Genomic DNA, 18,910 nt, shown 5'->3' with positions numbered 1-18,910 from the left:
TGTCACTTGCTAGAGTCGGAGTTTGAAAGAAGGCGATTACCAAGGATGAAGTGATGAAAAAACTATTGGTTGTGTGTATGGGAAATATTTGCCGCTCTCCGACGGCTGAAGCGGTACTGCGCGCTAAAGCAATGAATCTGGGTATGGAGGTAGAAATTGATTCAGCGGGGACGATTGACTATCACAGAGGATCGCAGCCAGACCATCGTTCTCGATGCGCTGGAGAGAAAAGAGGCTACTCGTTCCAAGGAATTCGAGCGCGGCAAGTGAGAGGAGAGGATTTTGCGTACTTTGATATGGTCTTGGCGGCAGATAAGGCAAATCTCAACGATCTTTTGGCGATTTGCCCTGCGCAGTACCAGCATAAGATTTCGCTCTTTTTGAACCATTGCTCTTGCGAGCATGATGAGATCCCTGATCCCTACTATGGTGGTGATGCAGGGTTTGAGCAGGTGCTGGATCTGATTGAACAAGCGGCAGATGCCATCGTGGAAAAGTGCAAGAACTAGAAGCTCAAATAGCGAAAGGGCTACTGTTTAGTAGCCCTTTGAGTTAGAGAGGTCGGGTTAGTTTGTCAATCCAGGTTTTGCCATTTCAGCAGAAGCTTGGCTTGTTGCCACCTGACTGCCTGCACCGCGTTGAACATAACGCTCAGAGCGGAACGCGGCTGCGACGACGGTAATCTCACGCAGCTCCTGTGGACCAGGCGCTTTGGTCATCGGCGCAAAGGCATGTGGCTTAGATAGCGCACTCACCGCTCGCTTTTCCAGCTTGGGCTGAGTTGCCTGTACCGGTGCTTCGACTTTGACCAGATTCTCTGCCGAGTCCTCTTTGCTTTCTACTTTAGAAGAAGTCGCTTCTAGGGTCGTCACTTCAGCATTAGTTTCATCAACCGTTTCTTCAACGGCAACCGAAACCTGTTCAGCCGTTTCTTGAGCTGATTCGCTTACAACTTCCACGTCTGCTTGTGATGTAGGTTCCTTTGCTGCAACGAAAGAGTCTTCTGCCACAATGACAGCTTCTTGTGCATCGACAGGCGTTGTCACTTGCTCAATGACTTCAACAGCCGCTTGGTTGTGCTGGATAGTGTCAGACGTTTGCTGCTCATCTGCGTCACGTCGAACAATGACTTTACCCATAGCGAGTTCAGGACAAGCAACACCACCTTGCAAAATCACTGCTGATTCGACGATGGTTTCTGTCACAGGCTCTTTCGCGACTTGCTCTTTTTTCGCAACCGGTTTTGGAATATAGCGCGGCATCACTTTACCCATCGCCATTTCTGGTGATGCAACGCCACCTTTACGCAGGCGGAAAGGATTTGGACGGCGGTCACGACCACGGCGACGACGTTGCCCACTGGCACGAAGATGACGTGGCGAACGACGATTGCGGCGTGGTTTCGCCTCTTTATCTTCGTCTTGCTCATCGACACTGTCAGTATCAATGTTTGCAACGATTTGAACCGCAGTTTCAACTGGCGTAGCAACGAAACCTTCGTTTTGCTCCAGCACAGGCGTCGCAGCCAATACGTTTTCTTCTACCGTTTCGTCTTGAACCTGATCTTTTACGCGTACAGATTTGTTCAGTTTACGACGCTGACGACGCTCTTTAACTTTCTCTGCCTTCACATTTGCTTTAACAGAATCCTGCTTCTGTGCCCCTTGTGCTTCTGAAGCAAGCTGTAAACCTTTTTCCGCGACTTTGGGGTTCGCTTTGTTTTCTACAGGTGCTTCTGCTTTCACCGGAGCCGCTTTCGGCTTACGCTTTTGTTGTTGGCGCGGCTTAGCGCTTTCATCTTGAGCGGGTTCTACTGTCGCACTCTCGTCGCGTGGTTTACGGCGACGTTTGTTGTCACGAGGCTCTCGGTTTTCACGAGGCTCACGACTGTTACGACGGCGATCATTACGATCGTGATGTTCACGTTTCTGACGTTTGTCGTCTTTTTCGCCTTCGTTTTGCGTCTGCTGTTTTTCTGCCTCAGCTTTGTCTTGAGCAGAGCCAAACAGAAAGTTACCCAGTGCACTAAAGAAGCGACTCAACAAGCCTGGCTGCTGTGGCTGAGGTTGAGCTTCCACTTCTTTTACTTGCGGTGCTGGTTTTGGCGCAGGAGCAGATTGCGCAGTAGATGCGAAACCTTTCAAAACAGGTTCTTCAATGCGTTTCGGCTTGAATTCTGTTTCTGAACTCTCTTTTCCTTCCGCTTCTTTTATCGCTTCCAATTTCTTCGGTAGCAAGTAGGAAAGCAGATCCACCTCTTCGCCTTCACGTACACGGATCACCTCAAAGTGCGGTGTTTCCATGTCGGAGTTCGGCACGACAGTGATCTTGACTTCTTGGATGCGTTCAATGTGGTTCACTGAGCGACGTTTTTCGTTCAACAGGTAAGAAGCGATCGGTACAGGTACCACAGCCAATACTTGGGCGGTATTGTCTTTCAGTGCTTCTTCTTCAATTAAACGCAAAACAGAAAGCGCTAGAGATTCGTTGTCGCGAACGACACCGGTACCACTACAACGAGGACAGATGTGATGGCTAGCTTCTGCTAAAGAAGGACTCAAGCGCTGACGCGACATTTCGAGCAGACCAAAGCGTGAAATGCGGCCAATTTGTACACGTGCACGATCAAGACGTACCGCTTCTCGCAGGCGGTTTTCCACTTCGCGTTGGTGACGCACAGGAGTCATGTCGATGAAATCGATCACCACCAGACCACCTAAGTCACGCAGACGCAGCTGGCGAGCGATTTCGTCTGCCGCTTCCAAGTTGGTGTTTAGAGCGGTTTCTTCGATGTCGCCGCCTTTGGTCGCACGCGCAGAGTTGATATCAATCGAGGTCAATGCTTCGGTTGGGTCAATAACGATAGAACCACCAGAAGGAAGACGAACTTCACGTTGGAACGCGGACTCAATCTGGCTTTCAATCTGATAGTGACTGAAAAGCGGCACTTCACCATCGTATTTCTTCACACGGCTGATAAAGTCTGGACGAACCAACTGAATGTGCTCTTTGGCGCGTTCAAAAATGGTGTTGCTGTCGATTAAGATCTCACCGATATCGCGACGCAAATAGTCGCGGATAGCACGAACAATGACGTTACTCTCTTGGTGGATCAGAAACGGCGCTGGATTTGATTCAGAAGCGTCTTTAATTGCCGCCCAATGATTGAGTAGTACATTTAGGTCCCACTCAAGTTCTTCTGCACTTTTGCCTACCCCTGCGGTGCGGACAATCAAGCCCATTCCTTGCGGTAGTTCGAGTGTGCTTAAGGCCGTTTTGAGATCGGTTCTCTCGTCACCTTCGATACGGCGAGAAATACCACCTGCACGAGGGTTGTTTGGCATCAACACTAAGTAGCTGCCTGCCAAAGAGATAAACGTTGTCAAAGCAGCGCCTTTACTCCCACGTTCTTCTTTCTCAATCTGTACAATTACTTCCTGACCTTCTCTTAGCACTTCTTTAATGCTCGGACGGCCTTGGTAGGTATAACCATCTGGGAAGTATTCTTTGGCAATTTCTTTGAGAGGAAGGAAACCGTGTCGCTCAGCACCGTAATCGACGAATGCGGCTTCTAAGCTTGGTTCAACGCGTGTGATACGCCCTTTGTAGATATTTGCTTTCTTCGATTCATGCCCAGGACTTTCGATATCCAAATCGTAAAGTCGTTGGCCATCAACCAAAGCGACACGCAACTCTTCTTTTTGAGTTGCGTTAATTAACATTCTTTTCATTGAAAATTTCTCGTTGTCTTTATCTTTTGTTGTCTTTTGTCTCTGTCACAAAGTTCGCTATCTCATGGTGCCTGATCCCGTGGTTTACAGATTGCAGCCTCCCGGCTGGAGGGGGATGCTCTAGGGCACGTCAGTCATCACAAACAACATAGGTTGCCTGTGAGCCGTATCAATATCGGTAATTACTCAACATGAGTGTGCGATGAGTAGTGTGACAGTTATGTTGATGTTGAGATGTCTTACGCCAATTGCAGCATTCAAACGTCAACAAACTACTCGGTGTGCTTGTGGACAAACGGTCGGTTATATACAAGTAATCAACCGGACCTACCTTCGCAGTCGTGAACTATAACAGTGCGGCGGAGTATCAGCAATCGCCTTTGACGCAAACGTTGCAAGTTTTTAGTTTGAGTTCAATTTTACCTATTGCCACTGTTGGCTTTATAAACAATTGGTGGGTGATTAGTAACCTGTGGGTAACTTTGTTGTTGGGAGAGCAAAGCGAGAACGAACCTTATGGCGCAGATAGGTAAATTTTGTCGTTAAGGGAAAAGAAAGACTCTGTGAACTTAAGCCCGTTTACGTTTACAATAGCGCCATGAACGAAATCAGAACTAAAGTCCAATCCGTCGAAATCGATGAGGATATGGCTGGTCAACGCATTGATAATTTCTTGCGTAACCAATTAAAAGATGTCCCTAAAAGCATGATTTATCGAATCGTGCGTAAGGGCGAAGTCCGAGTAAACAAAAAGCGCATCAAAGCAGAGTATAAGCTGCAAGCTGGCGACGTGGTACGTATTCCACCCCTAACGGTGGAAGAAAAAACACCAGAAGTCGCACCGAGCACCAAACTCAATCGAGTAGCAGAGCTTGAGCAGCAGATTATCTTCGAAGACGATCATCTGCTGATCCTCAATAAACCCTCTGGCACGGCGGTACACGGTGGTAGCGGTTTAAAATTTGGTGCGATTGAAGCGCTACGAGCGTTAAGACCGGAAGCGCGTTTTTTAGAGCTAGTGCATCGTATTGACCGTGACACCTCCGGAATCTTGCTCGTGGCTAAAAAGCGCTCTGCATTGCGACATTTGCAAGCGCAGTTTCGTGAAAAAACAGTTAAGAAATATTATTTCGCGTTGGTGATGGGTGAGTGGAAAAACAGCTGCAAGGTGGTCAACGCGCCACTGTTGAAGAACGAAGTGAATAGCATTGTTCGCGTTAATCCGAATGGTAAACCTTCTGAAACGCGCTTTAGCGTGCTTGAAAAGTTTACCCAAGCGACGTTAGTGCAAGCGAGTCCGATTACCGGGAGAACGCATCAAATTCGTGTCCACACACAGTACAGCGGCCACCCTATTGCGTGGGACGATCGATATGGTGATCGTCGATTTGATGCTTACACAGGTCAACATGGGTTAGACCGTCTGTTTTTGCATGCGGCCAACATACGTTTTGTGCACCCAGCTACCGAAGCGTCAATGGAGATTAACGCGCCGATGGGTGAGCAGCTAGAGGCGGTGTTAGCCTCTCTTCGAAGTGAGAAAAAGGGATGATGGTCATCCCTTTATTCTGATTATCCCAGTACTTTACATCCGTGTTTTTCCAGTATATCGACCAGATCAATGAGAGGCAGCCCGATCAAAGTGTTGGGATCTTTGCCCTCTAATCGTTCAAACAGCGCAATGCCTAATCCTTCACTTTTGAAACTGCCAGCGCAGTAAAAAGGTTGCTCTACATCGACATAGTATTCAATTTGTGCTTGGGAAAGTTGGCGAAAGTGGACACGAAAGGTATCTAGCTTGCTCAGCGTTTGTCCAGTTTGGCTGTTAAATACGGCTAAACCGGTATAGAAATCAATGCTTTTACCACTTTGTGAGAGTAGTTGCTGTATAGCCTGCTCTCCGGAGAGTGGCTTGCCAACAATTTCTCCACCAATTACGCAGACCTGATCGCTGCCAATGACTAAGCTTGGTTGGGTCAGTGCACAAGATTCCGCTTTGGTCTGTGCCAATCGTAAAACCAGATCTTGAGGAGATTCGCTTGGCAAAGGCGTCTCATCACAAATTGGCGATTGGGTCGTAAAGGGCAGCGACAGTTTTTCAAGCAGTTGCTGGCGAAATGGCGAGGTAGACGCTAAAACTAGTTGGTAATTTTTCATTTTAATTTACAATTTGGCAGAGCATTTTTCCTAGCATAACGGATCAAAACCGACCCTTGCTAATGCTCTGTATGACAAGCGCAAAAAAGTACAAATTTTTTGCCTTTTTCTTTGACTAATTTCTATTTGGAAGATAATATTCGCGCCCTATGCAAAAGGTAAAAATACCGCGAACGGTGGATCCGGCGAAGGCTGCTCAAAAAAGATTGGATTACGATGGTATCATCCAAGCCAGTCTGTTTAAGCGTCTTGCTGAAATGACCGAAGGCGTAAAACGCGACGCAGAAGTCTATTTGTCATTTGAGATAGATGAACAGCGACTCGTTGTTATCTCTGGTAAAGCTAACATCGAAGTCGATTTAGAGTGTCAACGTTGTAATGAGTCATTCACACATTATTGTGAAGTAGGGTTCACTTATACTCCTTACTACAGTGAGAAAAGTGAGCAAGATGCTCCAGAATGTTACGATTTGGTAGATCTTAACGAATATGGAGAGGTCGATCTCATTCAATTGGTTGAAGACGAGTTCATTCTAGAATTACCTCAAATTGCCATGCACGATGAAGCGGATTGCAGCGTTAATTCAAATAACATGGTATTTGGCGATATTCCTGAAGAAATTGAGGAAGGTAAACCAAATCCGTTCGATGTTTTAAAAAGCTTAAAGCGATAAGCTTTACGCTGAACCCATAACATAGGAGTAGGGTCAATGGCCGTACAACAAAACCGTAAAACACGTTCAAGACGTGGTATGCGTCGTTCTCACGATGCGCTAACTACAGCAGCTCTATCTGTAGACGCGACTTCTGGTGAAACGCACCTACGCCACAACGTAACCGCTGAAGGTTACTACCGTGGCAAAAAGGTTATCAACAAGTAAGGTTGACCTTTGCAAAGTATTACCGTTGCACTTGATGCAATGGGCGGGGATTTTGGTCCTCGCGTCACAGTGCCTGCCGCCGTGCAGGCACTGTCTCATTTCCCAGAGCTAAAAGTGATTCTCACAGGTGATCAACCTTTGATCACAACTCAACTTTCCCGATTAGGTTATAAACCTGACTCTCGTCTGACTATCCAGCATTGCAGTCGTGTAATCTCCAACTCGGAAAAACCTTCTCTGGCACTGCGTAACAGTCAAGACAGTTCGATGCGTTTGGCGATTGAACTGGTTTCGGATGCCAAAGCGGATGCCTGTGTCAGTGGTGGCAATACTGGCGCCTTGATGGCCTTATCTCGTTTTATTCTCAAATTACTGCCAGGAATCGACAGACCTGCATTAGTGTCTGCATTACCCACCGTGTCCGCTGGCCGCAGTTGGATGCTTGACTTAGGGGCGAACGTTTCTTGTGATGCCGACAGCTTATTTCAGTTTGCGGTAATGGGAGCAGCGCTCGCCGAAGAACACCTTAACCGTATCCCCAAAGTGGCGGTATTAAATGTGGGTGTTGAAGAGATTAAAGGTAATGATGTGGTCAAACGTTGTGCCGAATTGCTTTCCCAAACCGACGCGGTTAATTTTGTCGGCTTTATTGAGGGAAATCAGATTCTGCAGAATGTGGCCGACGTGATTGTCTGTGATGGCTTTGTCGGCAACGTCTGTCTTAAAGCGAGTGAAGGCACCGCTCAGCTCTTTATCGAAAAAATAAAAAATAGCATGGCGACTTCGTCTATAAAGGGTTGGATAGCCAAAAAACTGCTTTCTGGGCTATTTTATGAATTAAAAACACTGAACCCCGACCAGTATAACGGTGCAAGTTTGTTAGGATTGCGCGGCATTGTCATTAAAAGTCATGGAAGTGCTGATGTATCTGCGGTTGTTAACGCCATAGGCGAAGCAGTACACGAGGTCAAACGACAAGTACCAAGCCGGATAAGCGATCGTTTGGAAGCGGTTTTACTCGAGAGGCATTATTAGTCTTCATGTATAGCAAAATTTTAGGTACTGGCAGCTACTTGCCATCTCAGATCCGCACCAACGCTGATCTCGAGAAAATGGTAGAGACGAGTGACGAGTGGATTGTGACTCGTACAGGCATCAAAGAACGCCGTATTGCGGCAGAAAACGAAACCGTTGCGGATATGGGTTTCTATGCTGCTGAAAATGCCATTGAGATGGCCGGCATCGATAAACATGACATTGATCTCATCATTGTCGCGACGACTAGCGGTAGCCATACTTTCCCTTCATCTGCGTGTCAGGTTCAGGCAAAGCTTGGCATTAAAGGCTGTGCAGCATTTGATCTCGCCGCCGCCTGTTCTGGTTTTATTTATGCACTATCGGTCGCCGATCAGCATATCAAAACAGGGATGTGCAAGAATGTCCTCGTGGTGGGTTCAGACGCGCTGTCAAAAACGTGTGATCCGACCGACCGTTCAACCATTATTCTCTTTGGTGACGGCGCTGGTGCGGTTGTCATTGGTGCAAGCGAAGAGCCGGGTATTCTATCTACTCACATCTACGCGGATGGTGAGTTTGGTGATCTTCTTAGCTTAGAAGTACCTGAGCGCGGTAAAGATGCCGATAAATGGCTGCACATGGCGGGCAATGAGGTATTTAAGGTGGCAGTGACGCAACTGTCTAAGCTGGTGAAAGATACCCTGGATGCTAATGGCATGCACAAATCTGAACTCGACTGGTTGGTTCCGCATCAAGCAAACTATCGCATTATTTCTGCGACCGCGAAAAAGCTTTCGATGTCTTTGGATCAAGTGGTTATTACCCTAGATCGCCACGGGAATACCTCTGCCGCCACGGTCCCGACAGCATTAGATGAAGCGGTACGTGATGGCCGCATTAAGCGTGGTCAGACATTATTGCTCGAGGCTTTTGGTGGTGGTTTCACTTGGGGTTCGGCCCTAGTACGCTTTTAATTAAGAATTTCATATTAAAGTCGTTAATTTGTAACGACTTCCCCTTATTTTGCTTTGGTTAAGGAAAATTACTATGAGCAAGTTTGCTATTGTATTCCCAGGTCAGGGCTCACAAGCTGTAGGTATGCTTGCTGAACTTGGCGAACAATACGACATCGTAAAAGAGACTTTTGCGCAAGCCTCAGAAGCGCTTGGTTATGACCTTTGGTCTTTAGTGCAAAATGGCCCTGCGGAAGATCTCAATCAAACTTTTCGTACTCAGCCTGCTTTGCTGAGCTCATCTGTCGCGATTTGGCGCGTGTGGCAACAATTAGGTTTGGCGCAACCTGCAAACTTGGCGGGTCACAGCCTAGGCGAGTATTCAGCGTTGGTCTGTGCGGGTGTTATCGACTTTAAACAAGCGATCAAACTGGTTGAACTGCGTGGGCAATTGATGCAAGAAGCGGTTCCAGCGGGTACGGGTGCGATGTACGCGATTATCGGTTTAGACGATGACGCTATAGCAAAAGCATGTACTGAAGCGGCTCAAGGCGATGTAGTATCACCAGTTAACTTTAACTCTCCTGGTCAAGTTGTGATTGCAGGTAGTAAAGATGCCGTCGAGCGTGCGTGCGTGCTGTGTAAAGAAGCGGGGGCCAAGCGTGCACTTCCACTGCCAGTTTCAGTACCATCACACTGCGCATTGATGAAGCCTGCAGCAGACAAACTGGCGATTGCTCTAGAATCTATCGAATTTAATACCCCGCAGCTTCCTGTTATTAATAACGTAGATGTGGTTGCAGAAACCGACCCGGTGAAGATCAAAGATGCCCTTGTTCGCCAGCTTTACAGCCCAGTTCGTTGGACCGAAAGCGTGGAACTAATGAGTCATCAGGGGGTCGAGAAATTATTTGAAATGGGTCCTGGTAAAGTATTAACCGGTTTGACCAAACGCATTGTTAAGTCTCTAGAAGCGGCCGCAGTGAACGATATTGCTTCGCTGGACGCTGTAAAATAATAAGGAAAAACCAATGACAGACTTATTGAATTTAAGTGGCAAAGTTGCCCTTGTGACAGGTGCTAGCCGTGGTATTGGTCGCGCGATTGCGGAAACCTTGGTTGAACGCGGTGCAACCGTCATCGGTACAGCCACATCAGAAAGTGGCGCAGCCGCCATTTCTGAATATTTAGGCGAAAATGGCAAAGGTTTTGCGTTAAATGTCACCCAAGCTGAGTCAATTGAGGCTACAATAAAGGCCATCAACGATGAGTTCGGCGCGATTGATATTTTGATCAATAATGCAGGCATCACACGTGATAATCTGTTAATGCGCATGAAAGATGACGAATGGAGTGACATTCTTGACACTAACTTAACGTCTATCTTCCGCCTGTCAAAAGCGGTTATGCGTGGCATGATGAAAAAGCGTGATGGTCGCATTATCAACATCGGCTCTGTTGTTGGCACTATGGGTAACGCAGGCCAGGCAAACTACGCAGCCGCTAAAGCAGGTGTAATCGGCTTTACCAAGTCTCTTGCACGTGAAGTGGCATCGCGTGGTGTGACAGTGAACACGGTTGCCCCTGGTTTTATCGAAACCGACATGACTCGTGCGCTTAATGATGAACAACGTGCCGTCACTTTGGCGAATGTACCAGCAGGTCGCCTTGGTGATCCTCGTGAAATTGCTGAAGCTGTGGTATTTTTGGCGTCGCCAGCGGCGGCTTACATCACTGGCGAAACACTTCATGTGAATGGCGGCATGTATATGGTTTAAATTTTGTGCAGCATCTGTGCATGATTTAGGTCAAATATGTAATGAAAATCGGTTAAAATCGCGTAAATTGTGGTTTGACCAGAAAAGTTAGCCTTGCAACTTTTAATAGATTGAATAAACTACGGAAAACATCGCATAAAGCGAACTCTGTAAAGGAAAAGAAAAATGAGCAACCTCGAAGAACGCGTAAAGAAAATCATTGTTGAACAACTAGGTGTTGACGAGTCTGAAGTGAAAAACGAAGCTTCTTTCGTAGATGACCTAGGCGCGGATTCTCTAGACACCGTTGAGCTAGTAATGGCACTAGAAGAAGAATTCGACACTGAGATTCCAGACGAAGAAGCTGAAAAGATCACAACTGTTCAAGCTGCTATCGACTACGTGACTGCTAACGCAGAGTAATAGTCTCTCCCAGGCGGTCACCTAGACCGCCTGTGTTTTTTCCAACTTCTTCTATCCTCCCATAGAAACTCAATTCCCGGAGAATTATATCGTGTCCAAGCGTCGTGTAGTTGTCACTGGCATGGGTATGTTGTCACCGGTCGGCAACACTGTAGCAGATTCATGGAAAGCCCTGCTGGAAGGCAAAAGTGGTATCGTCAATATCGATCATTTCGATACAACTAATTTTTCTACCCGTTTCGCAGGTCTGGTGAAAGACTTCAATTGCGAAGAGTACATGTCTAAAAAAGACGCTCGTAAAATGGATTTGTTTATCCAGTACGGCATCGCCGCAGGCATTCAGGCTCTGGATGACTCAGGTCTGGAAATCAACGAACAGAATGCACATCGTGTTGGTGTGGCAATTGGTTCTGGCATCGGTGGCCTGGATTTAATTGAAACTGGCCATACCGCTCTAGTCGAGAAAGGCCCACGTAAAGTGAGTCCATTCTTCGTTCCTTCAACCATCGTCAACATGGTTGCGGGTAACTTGTCTATTATGCGTGGCTTGCGTGGCCCGAATATCGCTATTTCTACTGCTTGTACTACAGGCTTGCACAATATTGGTCACGCTGCGCGTATGATCGCTTACGGTGACGCCGACGCTATGGTCGCTGGTGGTGCTGAGAAAGCCTCAACTCCGCTTGGTATGGCAGGTTTTGGCGCTGCGAAAGCGTTATCTACCCGTAATGATGAGCCACAGAAAGCGTCTCGCCCTTGGGACAAAGACCGAGACGGTTTTGTTCTGGGTGACGGTGCTGGCATCATGGTTTTGGAAGAGTATGAACACGCTAAAGCGCGTGGCGCGAAGATTTACGCTGAGCTGGTTGGCTTTGGTATGTCTGGCGATGCTTACCACATGACGTCTCCGAGTGAAGATGGTTCTGGCGGAGCACTGGCGATGGAAGCGGCAATGCGCGATGCTGGTATTGTCGGCACACAAGTTGGCTACGTGAATGCTCATGGCACATCAACACCTGCTGGTGATGTGGCAGAAATTAAGGGCGTTAAGCGTGCTCTTGGTGAAGAAGGCGCGAAGCAAGTTAAAGTTTCTTCAACTAAGTCAATGACTGGGCACCTTTTAGGCGCCGCAGGCTCGGTTGAGGCTATCATCACGGTGATGTCATTGGTCGATCAGATTGTTCCACCAACCATCAACCTGGATAACCCAGAAGATGGGCTGGACATCGACCTCGTACCGCATGTTGCACAAAAAGTGGAGATGGAGTACGCCATCTGTAACTCTTTCGGCTTCGGTGGTACTAACGGTTCTCTGATCTTTAAGAAAATCTAAGTGCTTTAGAGTTTAGAAACTTGTATTTAAACGGCTCGATGCTTAGCATTGAGCCGTTTTTGTTTTTTAGGGATGCTGAAATGTTTTGGGTAAATGGTGTACCAAGTGAGATGGTTTCGCTTACCGACCGTTCATTTCAATATGGTGACGGATGCTTCACCACTATGTTGAGCCGATATGGCCATATTGAGCACTGGCCTTTACATATTGAACGCATGCAGGCGTGTTTAAGCGTATTACATATTCCTATTCCCGACTGGTTACAAGTGAAACAGTGGCTAGACTTAGCGGTACTTGCCGATGAAAAAGCGGTGCTTAAACTGCATATTAGTCGGGGGCTTGGTGGGCGAGGGTACAGTTTTTCCGAGGTCACGCAGCCACTCGTAACGATCTCAAGTGCTTCCTATCCGCCGCATTATGCCGCTTTGCAACAAACAGGCTTGCAACTTGGGGTGTGTCAAACCCGTTTAGGTATTAATCCGTTACTTGCCGGACACAAACATAACAACCGTTTGGAACAGATTTTGTGTAAAGCGGAGATGGAAAAGCAAGGCTATCAAGACGGCGTCACCTTAAATGTGCAAAATCATGTTATTGAAACTACAATGGCCAATCTTTTTTGGTTCAAAGAATCGGTTTTGTACACCAGTGATGTGTCGCAAAGTGGTGTGGCAGGCATTATGCGCCGCTTGATCCTCGCTCAAGCACAGCATGACAGCATGCCAGTCAATGTGATTGATGCGCAGATAGCACAGCTACTTGATGCAAACGAAGTGTTTGTTTGTAACTCTTTGCTCGGTGTAGCGCCGGTTACCCGCATACAAGAGCGCAATATGCCGATTGGTGAGATGACACGATACTTTCAAGGAATTTTCTGCTCGTGATTAAGAAGTTATTAGCCGTAATTATTGTTGCTGCCATCGTCATCGCGGTGGGCAGCCAGTATGTATTATCGCAGATCAAGCAATACGTTGAACTGCCGGTGAACATCGAACAAGCGCAAATTATCACAGTCCCAGCAGGCAGCGGATTTAGCCGCGCGCTGATCTTGCTTCAAGATAAGCAATGGATAGACGACACCCCCTTTGCCCGTCTGCTACCGAAACTCTATCCTGAGTTGACGCAGATTAAAGCGGGTACTTATCAAATACGGCCAGAGATGTCGCTCTATGATGTGTTGGTGCTCTTTAACGAAGGCAAGGAGCATCAGTTTAGTATCACTTTTGTGGAAGGAAGCCAGTTTAAAGAGTGGATTGAACAGATCGCCAATGAGCCGTACTTGATCCACAAGCTTGAGGGATTAAGTGAAGAGGAGATCGCCACGCAGTTAGATGTGCCTTATAGCAAGCTGGAAGGACTGTTTTTAGCCGAAACCTACCACTACACCATGGGAACATCGGATATTGAGCTGTTAAAACGAGCGCATAGTAAACTAAATAAAATACTCGACAAGCATTGGCAGAGTCGTCAGGAGAAGTTGCCACTGCAATCCGCTTATGAAGCGCTTATTTTGGCTTCTATCATTGAAAAAGAGACGGCGATCGACGACGAACGCGAGCGAATTGCCTCAGTCTTTATCAATCGCTTGAATAAAGGTATGCGTTTACAAACCGATCCGACGGTCATTTATGGCTTGGGGGAACGCTACGACGGGAATATCCGCAAGAAAGATCTTCGCACGCCGACACCGTACAATACTTATGTGATCAATGGCTTACCACCAACGCCGATTGCGATGGCGGGTGAATCCTCTATTCAAGCGGCATTAAATCCAGAAAAAAATAGCCACTACTTATACTTTGTTGCCAGTGGGAAAGGAGGACACGTTTTCTCGAAAACATTGGCAGAGCACAACAGCGCAGTACGTGCATATTTACGAGAATTAAGAAAAAAATAATGAACAAGACAAAATTTATCGTCGTAGAAGGATTAGAAGGCGCGGGGAAGAGTACTGCAATCAGTACCGTTTTGGATGTACTTCGTACGGCTGGTATTCAAGATGTCGTGCAGACTAGAGAACCCGGTGGAACCCCGTTAGCAGAAAAGTTACGTGCTTTGGTTAAAGAAGAACACTCAGGTGAGCATCTACACGATATGACCGAGTTGCTGCTGCTGTATGCGGCACGTGTGCAACTGGTGGAAAACGTGATCAAACCTGCTCTTGCCCAAGGGCAATGGGTGGTGGGGGATAGACATGATATGTCATCACAAGCGTATCAGGGCGGTGGGCGTCAGATCTCTCCGCTATTGATGAAAAATCTGCGTGATACCGCGCTTGGTGAATTCAAACCAGATTTTACCATTTACATGGATATCGAACCCAAAGTGGGTCTTGAACGTGCTAGAGGGCGTGGGGAGCTTGATCGAATTGAGAAAATGGATATCAGCTTTTTCGAACGTACACGTCAACGTTATTTGCAGATTGCCCAAGCGGATCCATCAGTAGTGATTATCAATGCAGAACAAGCGATCGATGCGGTTGCGCAGGACATTCGCACCGTACTGCAGAAATGGTTAGTGGAAACACAGGATTGAGGATGGTACACGAGTATCCTTGGCTAGAAAATGTGTGGCGCGGGTTACAAGCGTCAATGGCTGCGCAGCGGCTACCTGGTGCGGTTTTGTTGCAAAGTGATGCCGATTTAGGTGTCGAAGTTTTAGTGGACGCGTTTGCTGCCGCTTTGCTGTGCAGAACCTACCCTGATCAGGCCTGCGGGTTTTGCCATAGCTGTGACTTGGTGAGATCCAATAATCATCCCGATCTCCATCGTATTCTCCCTGAAAAGGAAGGAAAAGCGATTGGCGTCGAACAGATCCGCCATTGTAACCGTTTAGCGCAGGAATCGTCCCAGTTGGGAGGTTACCGACTTTTTATTATTGAACCTGCCGAAGCAATGAATGAGTCAGCCTCCAACGCGCTGTTGAAAACGTTGGAAGAATCAGGCGAACAGTGTCTTTTTCTGTTGGTGAATCGGGATAAAAAGCGCTTGTTGCCAACGATTGTCAGCCGCTGTCAGCAATGGACGGTAACGACGCCAGATCTCAATACCGCGGTAGAATGGCTGTGTCAGCAGGGCGTGAAGGACGTTGCAAAAGACTTACTTAAACTCAGTCATTATTCGCCACTGCAAGCAAAAGCGATGGCGCAAGCCGGAGGGCTTGCTGAGTATCAAAAGCTAGAGGCGCTTTTTCTCAGTGTGCTGACCCAACCTTGGGGCGATATCACCGAGTTGGTTTCGTTTATACAAACGTCTTCGCAAAGAAATCTGACTTGGCTGTGGTATCTATTATCTGATGCGCAAAAAGCGGCATTTCGTTTAGACAGTCAAGACCTCTTATTTGGCAGTCAAGCATTGAGCCACTGCCCACTTATCCGTTTGCATTCTGCTATGGAATCGCTCACGCAACTCATGCAACAATTGCGTACGTTTCCCGGTTTGAATGAAGAACTGCTTATTACTAACTGGATTATAGAAATCCGAGAGGCATTATGTTTGTAGACTCTCATTGTCATTTAGACAAGTTGAACTATGACGACCTGCATCTGGATATTGCAGATGTGATTAACAAAGCAAAACAAGTCAACGTCGACCAACTTCTCTCGGTGGGTGTGACTTTGGATTCTTTCCCTAAAATGCTTGAGATGATTGAGCCGTTTGACAATGTTCGCGCCTCGTGTGGCGTCCACCCTTTGGATGTAGAAAGCGATTTTTGTTTGGCCACGCTAAAAGAGTACGCCAGTCATCCGAAGGTTGTTGCCGTAGGGGAAACCGGGCTCGATTACCATTACCAACCTGAAACGGCAGCGCTGCAGCGTACTCGCTTTGAACAGCACGTAGAACTTGCCGTAGAGCTCAACAAGCCGCTGATTATCCATACGAGACAGGCGAGAGAAGATACGCTCTCTATTTTAAAAAGTGGTGCAGCTGAGCAGTGTGGGGGCGTTATTCACTGCTTCACTGAGGATATGCCTTTTGCTCAATCCGCTATGGAATTAGGCTTTTACATTTCGATTTCAGGGATCGTTACGTTTCGACAAGCAACCGAATTGAAGGATGTGGTCAAAAACCTACCATTAGACCGCTTGCTGATTGAGACCGACGCACCTTATTTGGCTCCGGTTCCTCATCGAGGTAAAGAGAATCAACCAGCGTTTGTTGTTGAGGTTGCCGCATACATTGCCCAGCTTAAGGGCATCTCATTAGTGGAAGTTGCGCAAAAAACGAGCCAAAATTACCGAGATCTTTTTTTGCGATAAAAATATAAAAGCTGTTCAAAAAGAGAGCATTTGCTCTCTTTTTTTTCGTTATGTGTGTCGAAATAATCCAATAGCGCTTGTTAACGAAATATGTTGATTGATTCTACGACAATTCACGCAAATGTAATTTTGTTACTAAAAATAACATTGAACATCATTTTATTTACGCTATAAAATTAATTTTGTTAATTACAAAGTCATATAAAAACAATAACTTACTGCATTGTTTTTCTCTATTGACAGACGTAAATGTGTGTGATCCAAGGCTTGTTTTGAAACTAAATTTCGTAACTTTGTGGAAAGTTTGAGTGGCATCAAGATATATTTAGAGGCGGAAAATATAATGACAAATGTGGTTACATTTTCATTGGGTGCTAACATTTAGGCTACGGGGGTGTGCCGTTAGAACCCAAAATTCTAATAACTTAATCAGGAGCATAAACATGTTTAAAAACCTTTTTGCTAACCTGCAAAAAGTTGGTAAAGCTCTGATGCTACCAGTATCAGTCTTACCAGTTGCGGGTATTTTGCTTGGCGTAGGTGCTGCCAACTTCAGCTGGCTACCAGAGGTGGTTTCTCACCTAATGGAGCAAGCCGGTGGTTCAGTATTTGGTCAAATGGCACTTCTATTTGCAGTAGGTGTGGCACTTGGCTTTACCAATAACGATGGTGTTTCAGGTCTATCGGCTATCGTTGGTTACGGAATCATGGTTGCAACGCTAAAAGTGATGGCAACCGTTATGGGCGCAGACAAAATCGACACGGGTGTCCTAGGTGGTATCCTTGCCGGTGGCGTGGCTGCTTGGGCATTTAACCGTTTCTACAAAATTCAACTTCCAGAATACCTAGGTTTCTTCGCTGGTAAACGTGCAGTGCCGATTATCACTGGTTTCCTATCTATTATTCTTGGCGTGATTTTGTCATTCATTTGGCCACCAGTGGGTGCTGCAATTGCATCGTTCTCTGATTGGGCAGCGCATCAAAACCCAGTAACCGCATTTGGTATCTACGGCGTTATTGAACGTTCTTTGATCCCATTCGGTCTACACCACATCTGGAACGTACCATTCTTCTATGAAGCGGGTACTTGTGTGAACGGTTCAGGTGAAACAGTACACGGCATCATGACCTGTTTCCTAACTGCTGATGACGCAACTCGTGCAGCGGGTAATGGTTTCGGTCAGCTAGCTGGTGGCTACCTGTTCAAGATGTTTGGTTTGCCAGCTGCGGCGTTTGCTATCGCTCACTGTGCGAAACCAGAAAACCGTGCGAAAGTAATGGGTATCATGGCGTCAGCAGCTCTGACTTCATTCCTAACCGGTATTACTGAGCCAATCGAGTTCTCATTCTTGTTCATCGCTCCAGTATTGTACGCAATCCACGCAGTGCTTGCTGGTCTGGCTTATGTACTAACTAACTCACTGGGTGTTGTACACGGTCACACCTTCTCGAACGGTTTCATCGATTTCGTAGTTCAATCTCCACGTGCGGAAAACATGTTGCTGCTCGTTGGTTTGGGTGTTGCTTACGCAGTGCTGTACTACGTTGTGTTCACTTTCGTTATCCGTGCAATGGATCTGAAAACACCAGGTCGCGAAGATGAAACTGCAGACGTAACTGCAACTTCAGGTACTGAATTAGCAGGTGAACTGGTTGCAGCCTTCGGTGGTAAAGCGAACATCACTAACCTAGATGCATGTATCACTCGTCTACGTGTTTCTGTTGCTGATACTGAAATCGTTGACCAAAGCAAACTGAAAAAACTGGGTGCAGCAGGCGTAGTTGTAGTATCAGGTGGTGTACAAGCTATCTTCGGTACTAAGTCTGACAACCTGAAAACTGAAATGGATGAGTGGATCCGTAACCACGGTTAATCTTCCATTGTCATGTGAAAAGGAGGCTTCGGCCTCCTTTTTTATTTTGCTTCTTTTGGCGTTTATTTGTAAGCGTATCATAAACCCCGCATTCTAATCGTTTAGCCCGAATAATAAGATCAAACCTCCAACCCAAAGGAGATTTGAAATGGCCAAACGACGCACTAACCAAGAATGGCGAACCCTGTTCGAACACTATGAATCCAGCCAGCTATCACAACGATTATTCTGTGAACGTAACGGACTGAGCCTCTCCACTTTTTACGCTAAGCGCCAACAGTTAAAGCACATCGAAAAACCGAACACGGTTGGCTTTGTTAAAGCAGAAGTCGTTGAAAAGACCACAAAGTATCAAGCCACTCACGTTGCCGTTGCCAATATGACCCTGCTCGTCAATGATGTTGAACTGAGCATCCCACAAGGCACGCCAGCGACCTATCTTGCAGAACTTATCGGTGCGCTGTCATGAAACGTATGCTCAGTGCTCCCGAAATCTATCTCTATCGCGAAAGCGTCGATTTTAGAA

19 protein-coding genes are annotated in these 18,910 nt (G+C 46.8%); 17 read left to right on the top strand and 2 right to left on the bottom strand.

The features are described from left to right. Window positions 1-53: 53 nt before the first annotated feature. Window positions 54-509, top strand: coding sequence for a low molecular weight protein-tyrosine-phosphatase (locus tag UF06_RS12740; protein WP_045570783.1), 456 nt, complete (start codon window positions 54-56; stop codon window positions 507-509). Between the two features lie 57 nt (window positions 510-566). Here the strand turns inward: UF06_RS12740 and rne are convergent, their stop codons facing one another. Further along, the gene (gene rne / locus UF06_RS12735; RefSeq protein ID WP_045570782.1) at window positions 567-3,731 is read right to left on the bottom strand and encodes a ribonuclease E; all 3,165 of its coding nucleotides are present in this window, start codon (window positions 3,729-3,731) and stop codon (window positions 567-569) included. A 598-nt stretch (window positions 3,732-4,329) separates the two neighbouring features. On the opposite strand from rne, the gene rluC reads away from it, so the two are divergent. Then, window positions 4,330-5,283, top strand: a complete 954-nt coding sequence (gene rluC / locus UF06_RS12730) for a 23S rRNA pseudouridine(955/2504/2580) synthase RluC (protein ID WP_045570781.1) — start codon at window positions 4,330-4,332, stop codon at window positions 5,281-5,283. A 20-nt stretch (window positions 5,284-5,303) separates the two neighbouring features. Here rluC and UF06_RS12725 read toward each other — a convergent pair whose 3' ends face one another. After that, complete coding sequence (locus UF06_RS12725) at window positions 5,304-5,888, bottom strand: nucleoside triphosphate pyrophosphatase (RefSeq protein ID WP_045570780.1); 585 nt, start codon at window positions 5,886-5,888, stop codon at window positions 5,304-5,306. Between the two features lie 149 nt (window positions 5,889-6,037). On the opposite strand from UF06_RS12725, the gene yceD reads away from it, so the two are divergent. The 15 genes from yceD to UF06_RS12650 all read left to right on the top strand — a co-directional run bounded on the left by yceD (window position 6,038) and on the right by UF06_RS12650 (window position 18,853). Then, complete coding sequence (yceD, locus tag UF06_RS12720; protein WP_045570779.1) at window positions 6,038-6,562, top strand: 23S rRNA accumulation protein YceD; 525 nt, start codon at window positions 6,038-6,040, stop codon at window positions 6,560-6,562. Between the two features lie 36 nt (window positions 6,563-6,598). Next, window positions 6,599-6,769 (top strand): 50S ribosomal protein L32, encoded by a 171-nt coding sequence (rpmF, locus tag UF06_RS12715; protein ID WP_039429829.1) that lies wholly within the window; start codon window positions 6,599-6,601, stop codon window positions 6,767-6,769. Window positions 6,770-6,778: 9 nt separating this feature from the next. Next, the gene (gene plsX / locus UF06_RS12710; protein WP_045570778.1) at window positions 6,779-7,804 is read left to right on the top strand and encodes a phosphate acyltransferase PlsX; all 1,026 of its coding nucleotides are present in this window, start codon (window positions 6,779-6,781) and stop codon (window positions 7,802-7,804) included. A 5-nt stretch (window positions 7,805-7,809) separates the two neighbouring features. Next, window positions 7,810-8,760, top strand: a complete 951-nt coding sequence (locus tag UF06_RS12705; protein WP_045570777.1) for a beta-ketoacyl-ACP synthase III — start codon at window positions 7,810-7,812, stop codon at window positions 8,758-8,760. Between the two features lie 73 nt (window positions 8,761-8,833). Further along, on the top strand, window positions 8,834-9,757 hold the full coding sequence (gene fabD / locus UF06_RS12700; protein WP_045570776.1) for an ACP S-malonyltransferase: 924 nt from the start codon (window positions 8,834-8,836) through the stop codon (window positions 9,755-9,757). 13 nt (window positions 9,758-9,770) lie between these two features. Further along, the gene (gene fabG / locus UF06_RS12695; RefSeq protein WP_139046351.1) at window positions 9,771-10,517 is read left to right on the top strand and encodes a 3-oxoacyl-ACP reductase FabG; all 747 of its coding nucleotides are present in this window, start codon (window positions 9,771-9,773) and stop codon (window positions 10,515-10,517) included. A 165-nt stretch (window positions 10,518-10,682) separates the two neighbouring features. Then, a complete protein-coding gene (gene acpP, locus UF06_RS12690; protein ID WP_039429816.1) occupies window positions 10,683-10,919 on the top strand; it encodes an acyl carrier protein in 237 nt (78 codons plus the stop codon). A 91-nt stretch (window positions 10,920-11,010) separates the two neighbouring features. Beyond that, window positions 11,011-12,252 (top strand): beta-ketoacyl-ACP synthase II, encoded by a 1,242-nt coding sequence (gene fabF, locus UF06_RS12685; protein ID WP_045570775.1) that lies wholly within the window; start codon window positions 11,011-11,013, stop codon window positions 12,250-12,252. An 80-nt stretch (window positions 12,253-12,332) separates the two neighbouring features. Beyond that, entirely contained in the window at window positions 12,333-13,136 is an 804-nt protein-coding gene (gene pabC, locus UF06_RS12680) for an aminodeoxychorismate lyase (RefSeq protein WP_045570774.1), read from the top strand. Next, entirely contained in the window at window positions 13,133-14,149 is a 1,017-nt protein-coding gene (gene mltG, locus UF06_RS12675) for an endolytic transglycosylase MltG (RefSeq protein WP_045570773.1), read from the top strand. Before pabC ends, mltG begins: the two co-directional genes overlap by 4 nt. Continuing rightward, entirely contained in the window at window positions 14,149-14,787 is a 639-nt protein-coding gene (tmk, locus tag UF06_RS12670; protein ID WP_045570772.1) for a dTMP kinase, read from the top strand. Before mltG ends, tmk begins: the two co-directional genes overlap by 1 nt. Before the next feature lie 2 nt (window positions 14,788-14,789). Then, entirely contained in the window at window positions 14,790-15,752 is a 963-nt protein-coding gene (locus UF06_RS12665; protein ID WP_045570771.1) for a DNA polymerase III subunit delta', read from the top strand. Next, a complete protein-coding gene (locus UF06_RS12660; protein ID WP_045570770.1) occupies window positions 15,743-16,510 on the top strand; it encodes a YchF/TatD family DNA exonuclease in 768 nt (255 codons plus the stop codon). Before UF06_RS12665 ends, UF06_RS12660 begins: the two co-directional genes overlap by 10 nt. 443 nt (window positions 16,511-16,953) lie before the next feature. Continuing rightward, entirely contained in the window at window positions 16,954-18,384 is a 1,431-nt protein-coding gene (ptsG, locus tag UF06_RS12655; RefSeq protein WP_045570769.1) for a PTS glucose transporter subunit IIBC, read from the top strand. 148 nt (window positions 18,385-18,532) lie between these two features. Then, window positions 18,533-18,853, top strand: coding sequence for a hypothetical protein (locus UF06_RS12650; protein WP_045570768.1), 321 nt, complete (start codon window positions 18,533-18,535; stop codon window positions 18,851-18,853). The last annotated feature ends 57 nt before the right edge of the window (window positions 18,854-18,910 follow it).

Source organism: Vibrio sp. S234-5 (assembly GCF_000960595.1).
Lineage (GTDB): Bacteria > Pseudomonadota > Gammaproteobacteria > Enterobacterales > Vibrionaceae > Vibrio.
This window is presented reverse-complemented; position numbering and strand designations above follow the sequence as displayed.

Coding starts and splice junctions, on each gene's coding strand:
- UF06_RS12740 (WP_045570783.1), top strand. CDS start 54: ATGAAAAAACTATTGGTTGTGTGTATGGGAAATATTTGCCGCTCTCCG.
- rne (WP_045570782.1), bottom strand. CDS start 3,731: ATGAAAAGAATGTTAATTAACGCAACTCAAAAAGAAGAGTTGCGTGTC.
- rluC (WP_045570781.1), top strand. CDS start 4,330: ATGAACGAAATCAGAACTAAAGTCCAATCCGTCGAAATCGATGAGGAT.
- UF06_RS12725 (WP_045570780.1), bottom strand. CDS start 5,888: ATGAAAAATTACCAACTAGTTTTAGCGTCTACCTCGCCATTTCGCCAG.
- yceD (WP_045570779.1), top strand. CDS start 6,038: ATGCAAAAGGTAAAAATACCGCGAACGGTGGATCCGGCGAAGGCTGCT.
- rpmF (WP_039429829.1), top strand. CDS start 6,599: ATGGCCGTACAACAAAACCGTAAAACACGTTCAAGACGTGGTATGCGT.
- UF06_RS12705 (WP_045570777.1), top strand. CDS start 7,810: ATGTATAGCAAAATTTTAGGTACTGGCAGCTACTTGCCATCTCAGATC.
- fabD (WP_045570776.1), top strand. CDS start 8,834: ATGAGCAAGTTTGCTATTGTATTCCCAGGTCAGGGCTCACAAGCTGTA.
- fabG (WP_139046351.1), top strand. CDS start 9,771: ATGACAGACTTATTGAATTTAAGTGGCAAAGTTGCCCTTGTGACAGGT.
- acpP (WP_039429816.1), top strand. CDS start 10,683: ATGAGCAACCTCGAAGAACGCGTAAAGAAAATCATTGTTGAACAACTA.
- pabC (WP_045570774.1), top strand. CDS start 12,333: ATGTTTTGGGTAAATGGTGTACCAAGTGAGATGGTTTCGCTTACCGAC.
- tmk (WP_045570772.1), top strand. CDS start 14,149: ATGAACAAGACAAAATTTATCGTCGTAGAAGGATTAGAAGGCGCGGGG.
- UF06_RS12665 (WP_045570771.1), top strand. CDS start 14,790: ATGGTACACGAGTATCCTTGGCTAGAAAATGTGTGGCGCGGGTTACAA.
- UF06_RS12660 (WP_045570770.1), top strand. CDS start 15,743: ATGTTTGTAGACTCTCATTGTCATTTAGACAAGTTGAACTATGACGAC.
- ptsG (WP_045570769.1), top strand. CDS start 16,954: ATGTTTAAAAACCTTTTTGCTAACCTGCAAAAAGTTGGTAAAGCTCTG.
- UF06_RS12650 (WP_045570768.1), top strand. CDS start 18,533: ATGGCCAAACGACGCACTAACCAAGAATGGCGAACCCTGTTCGAACAC.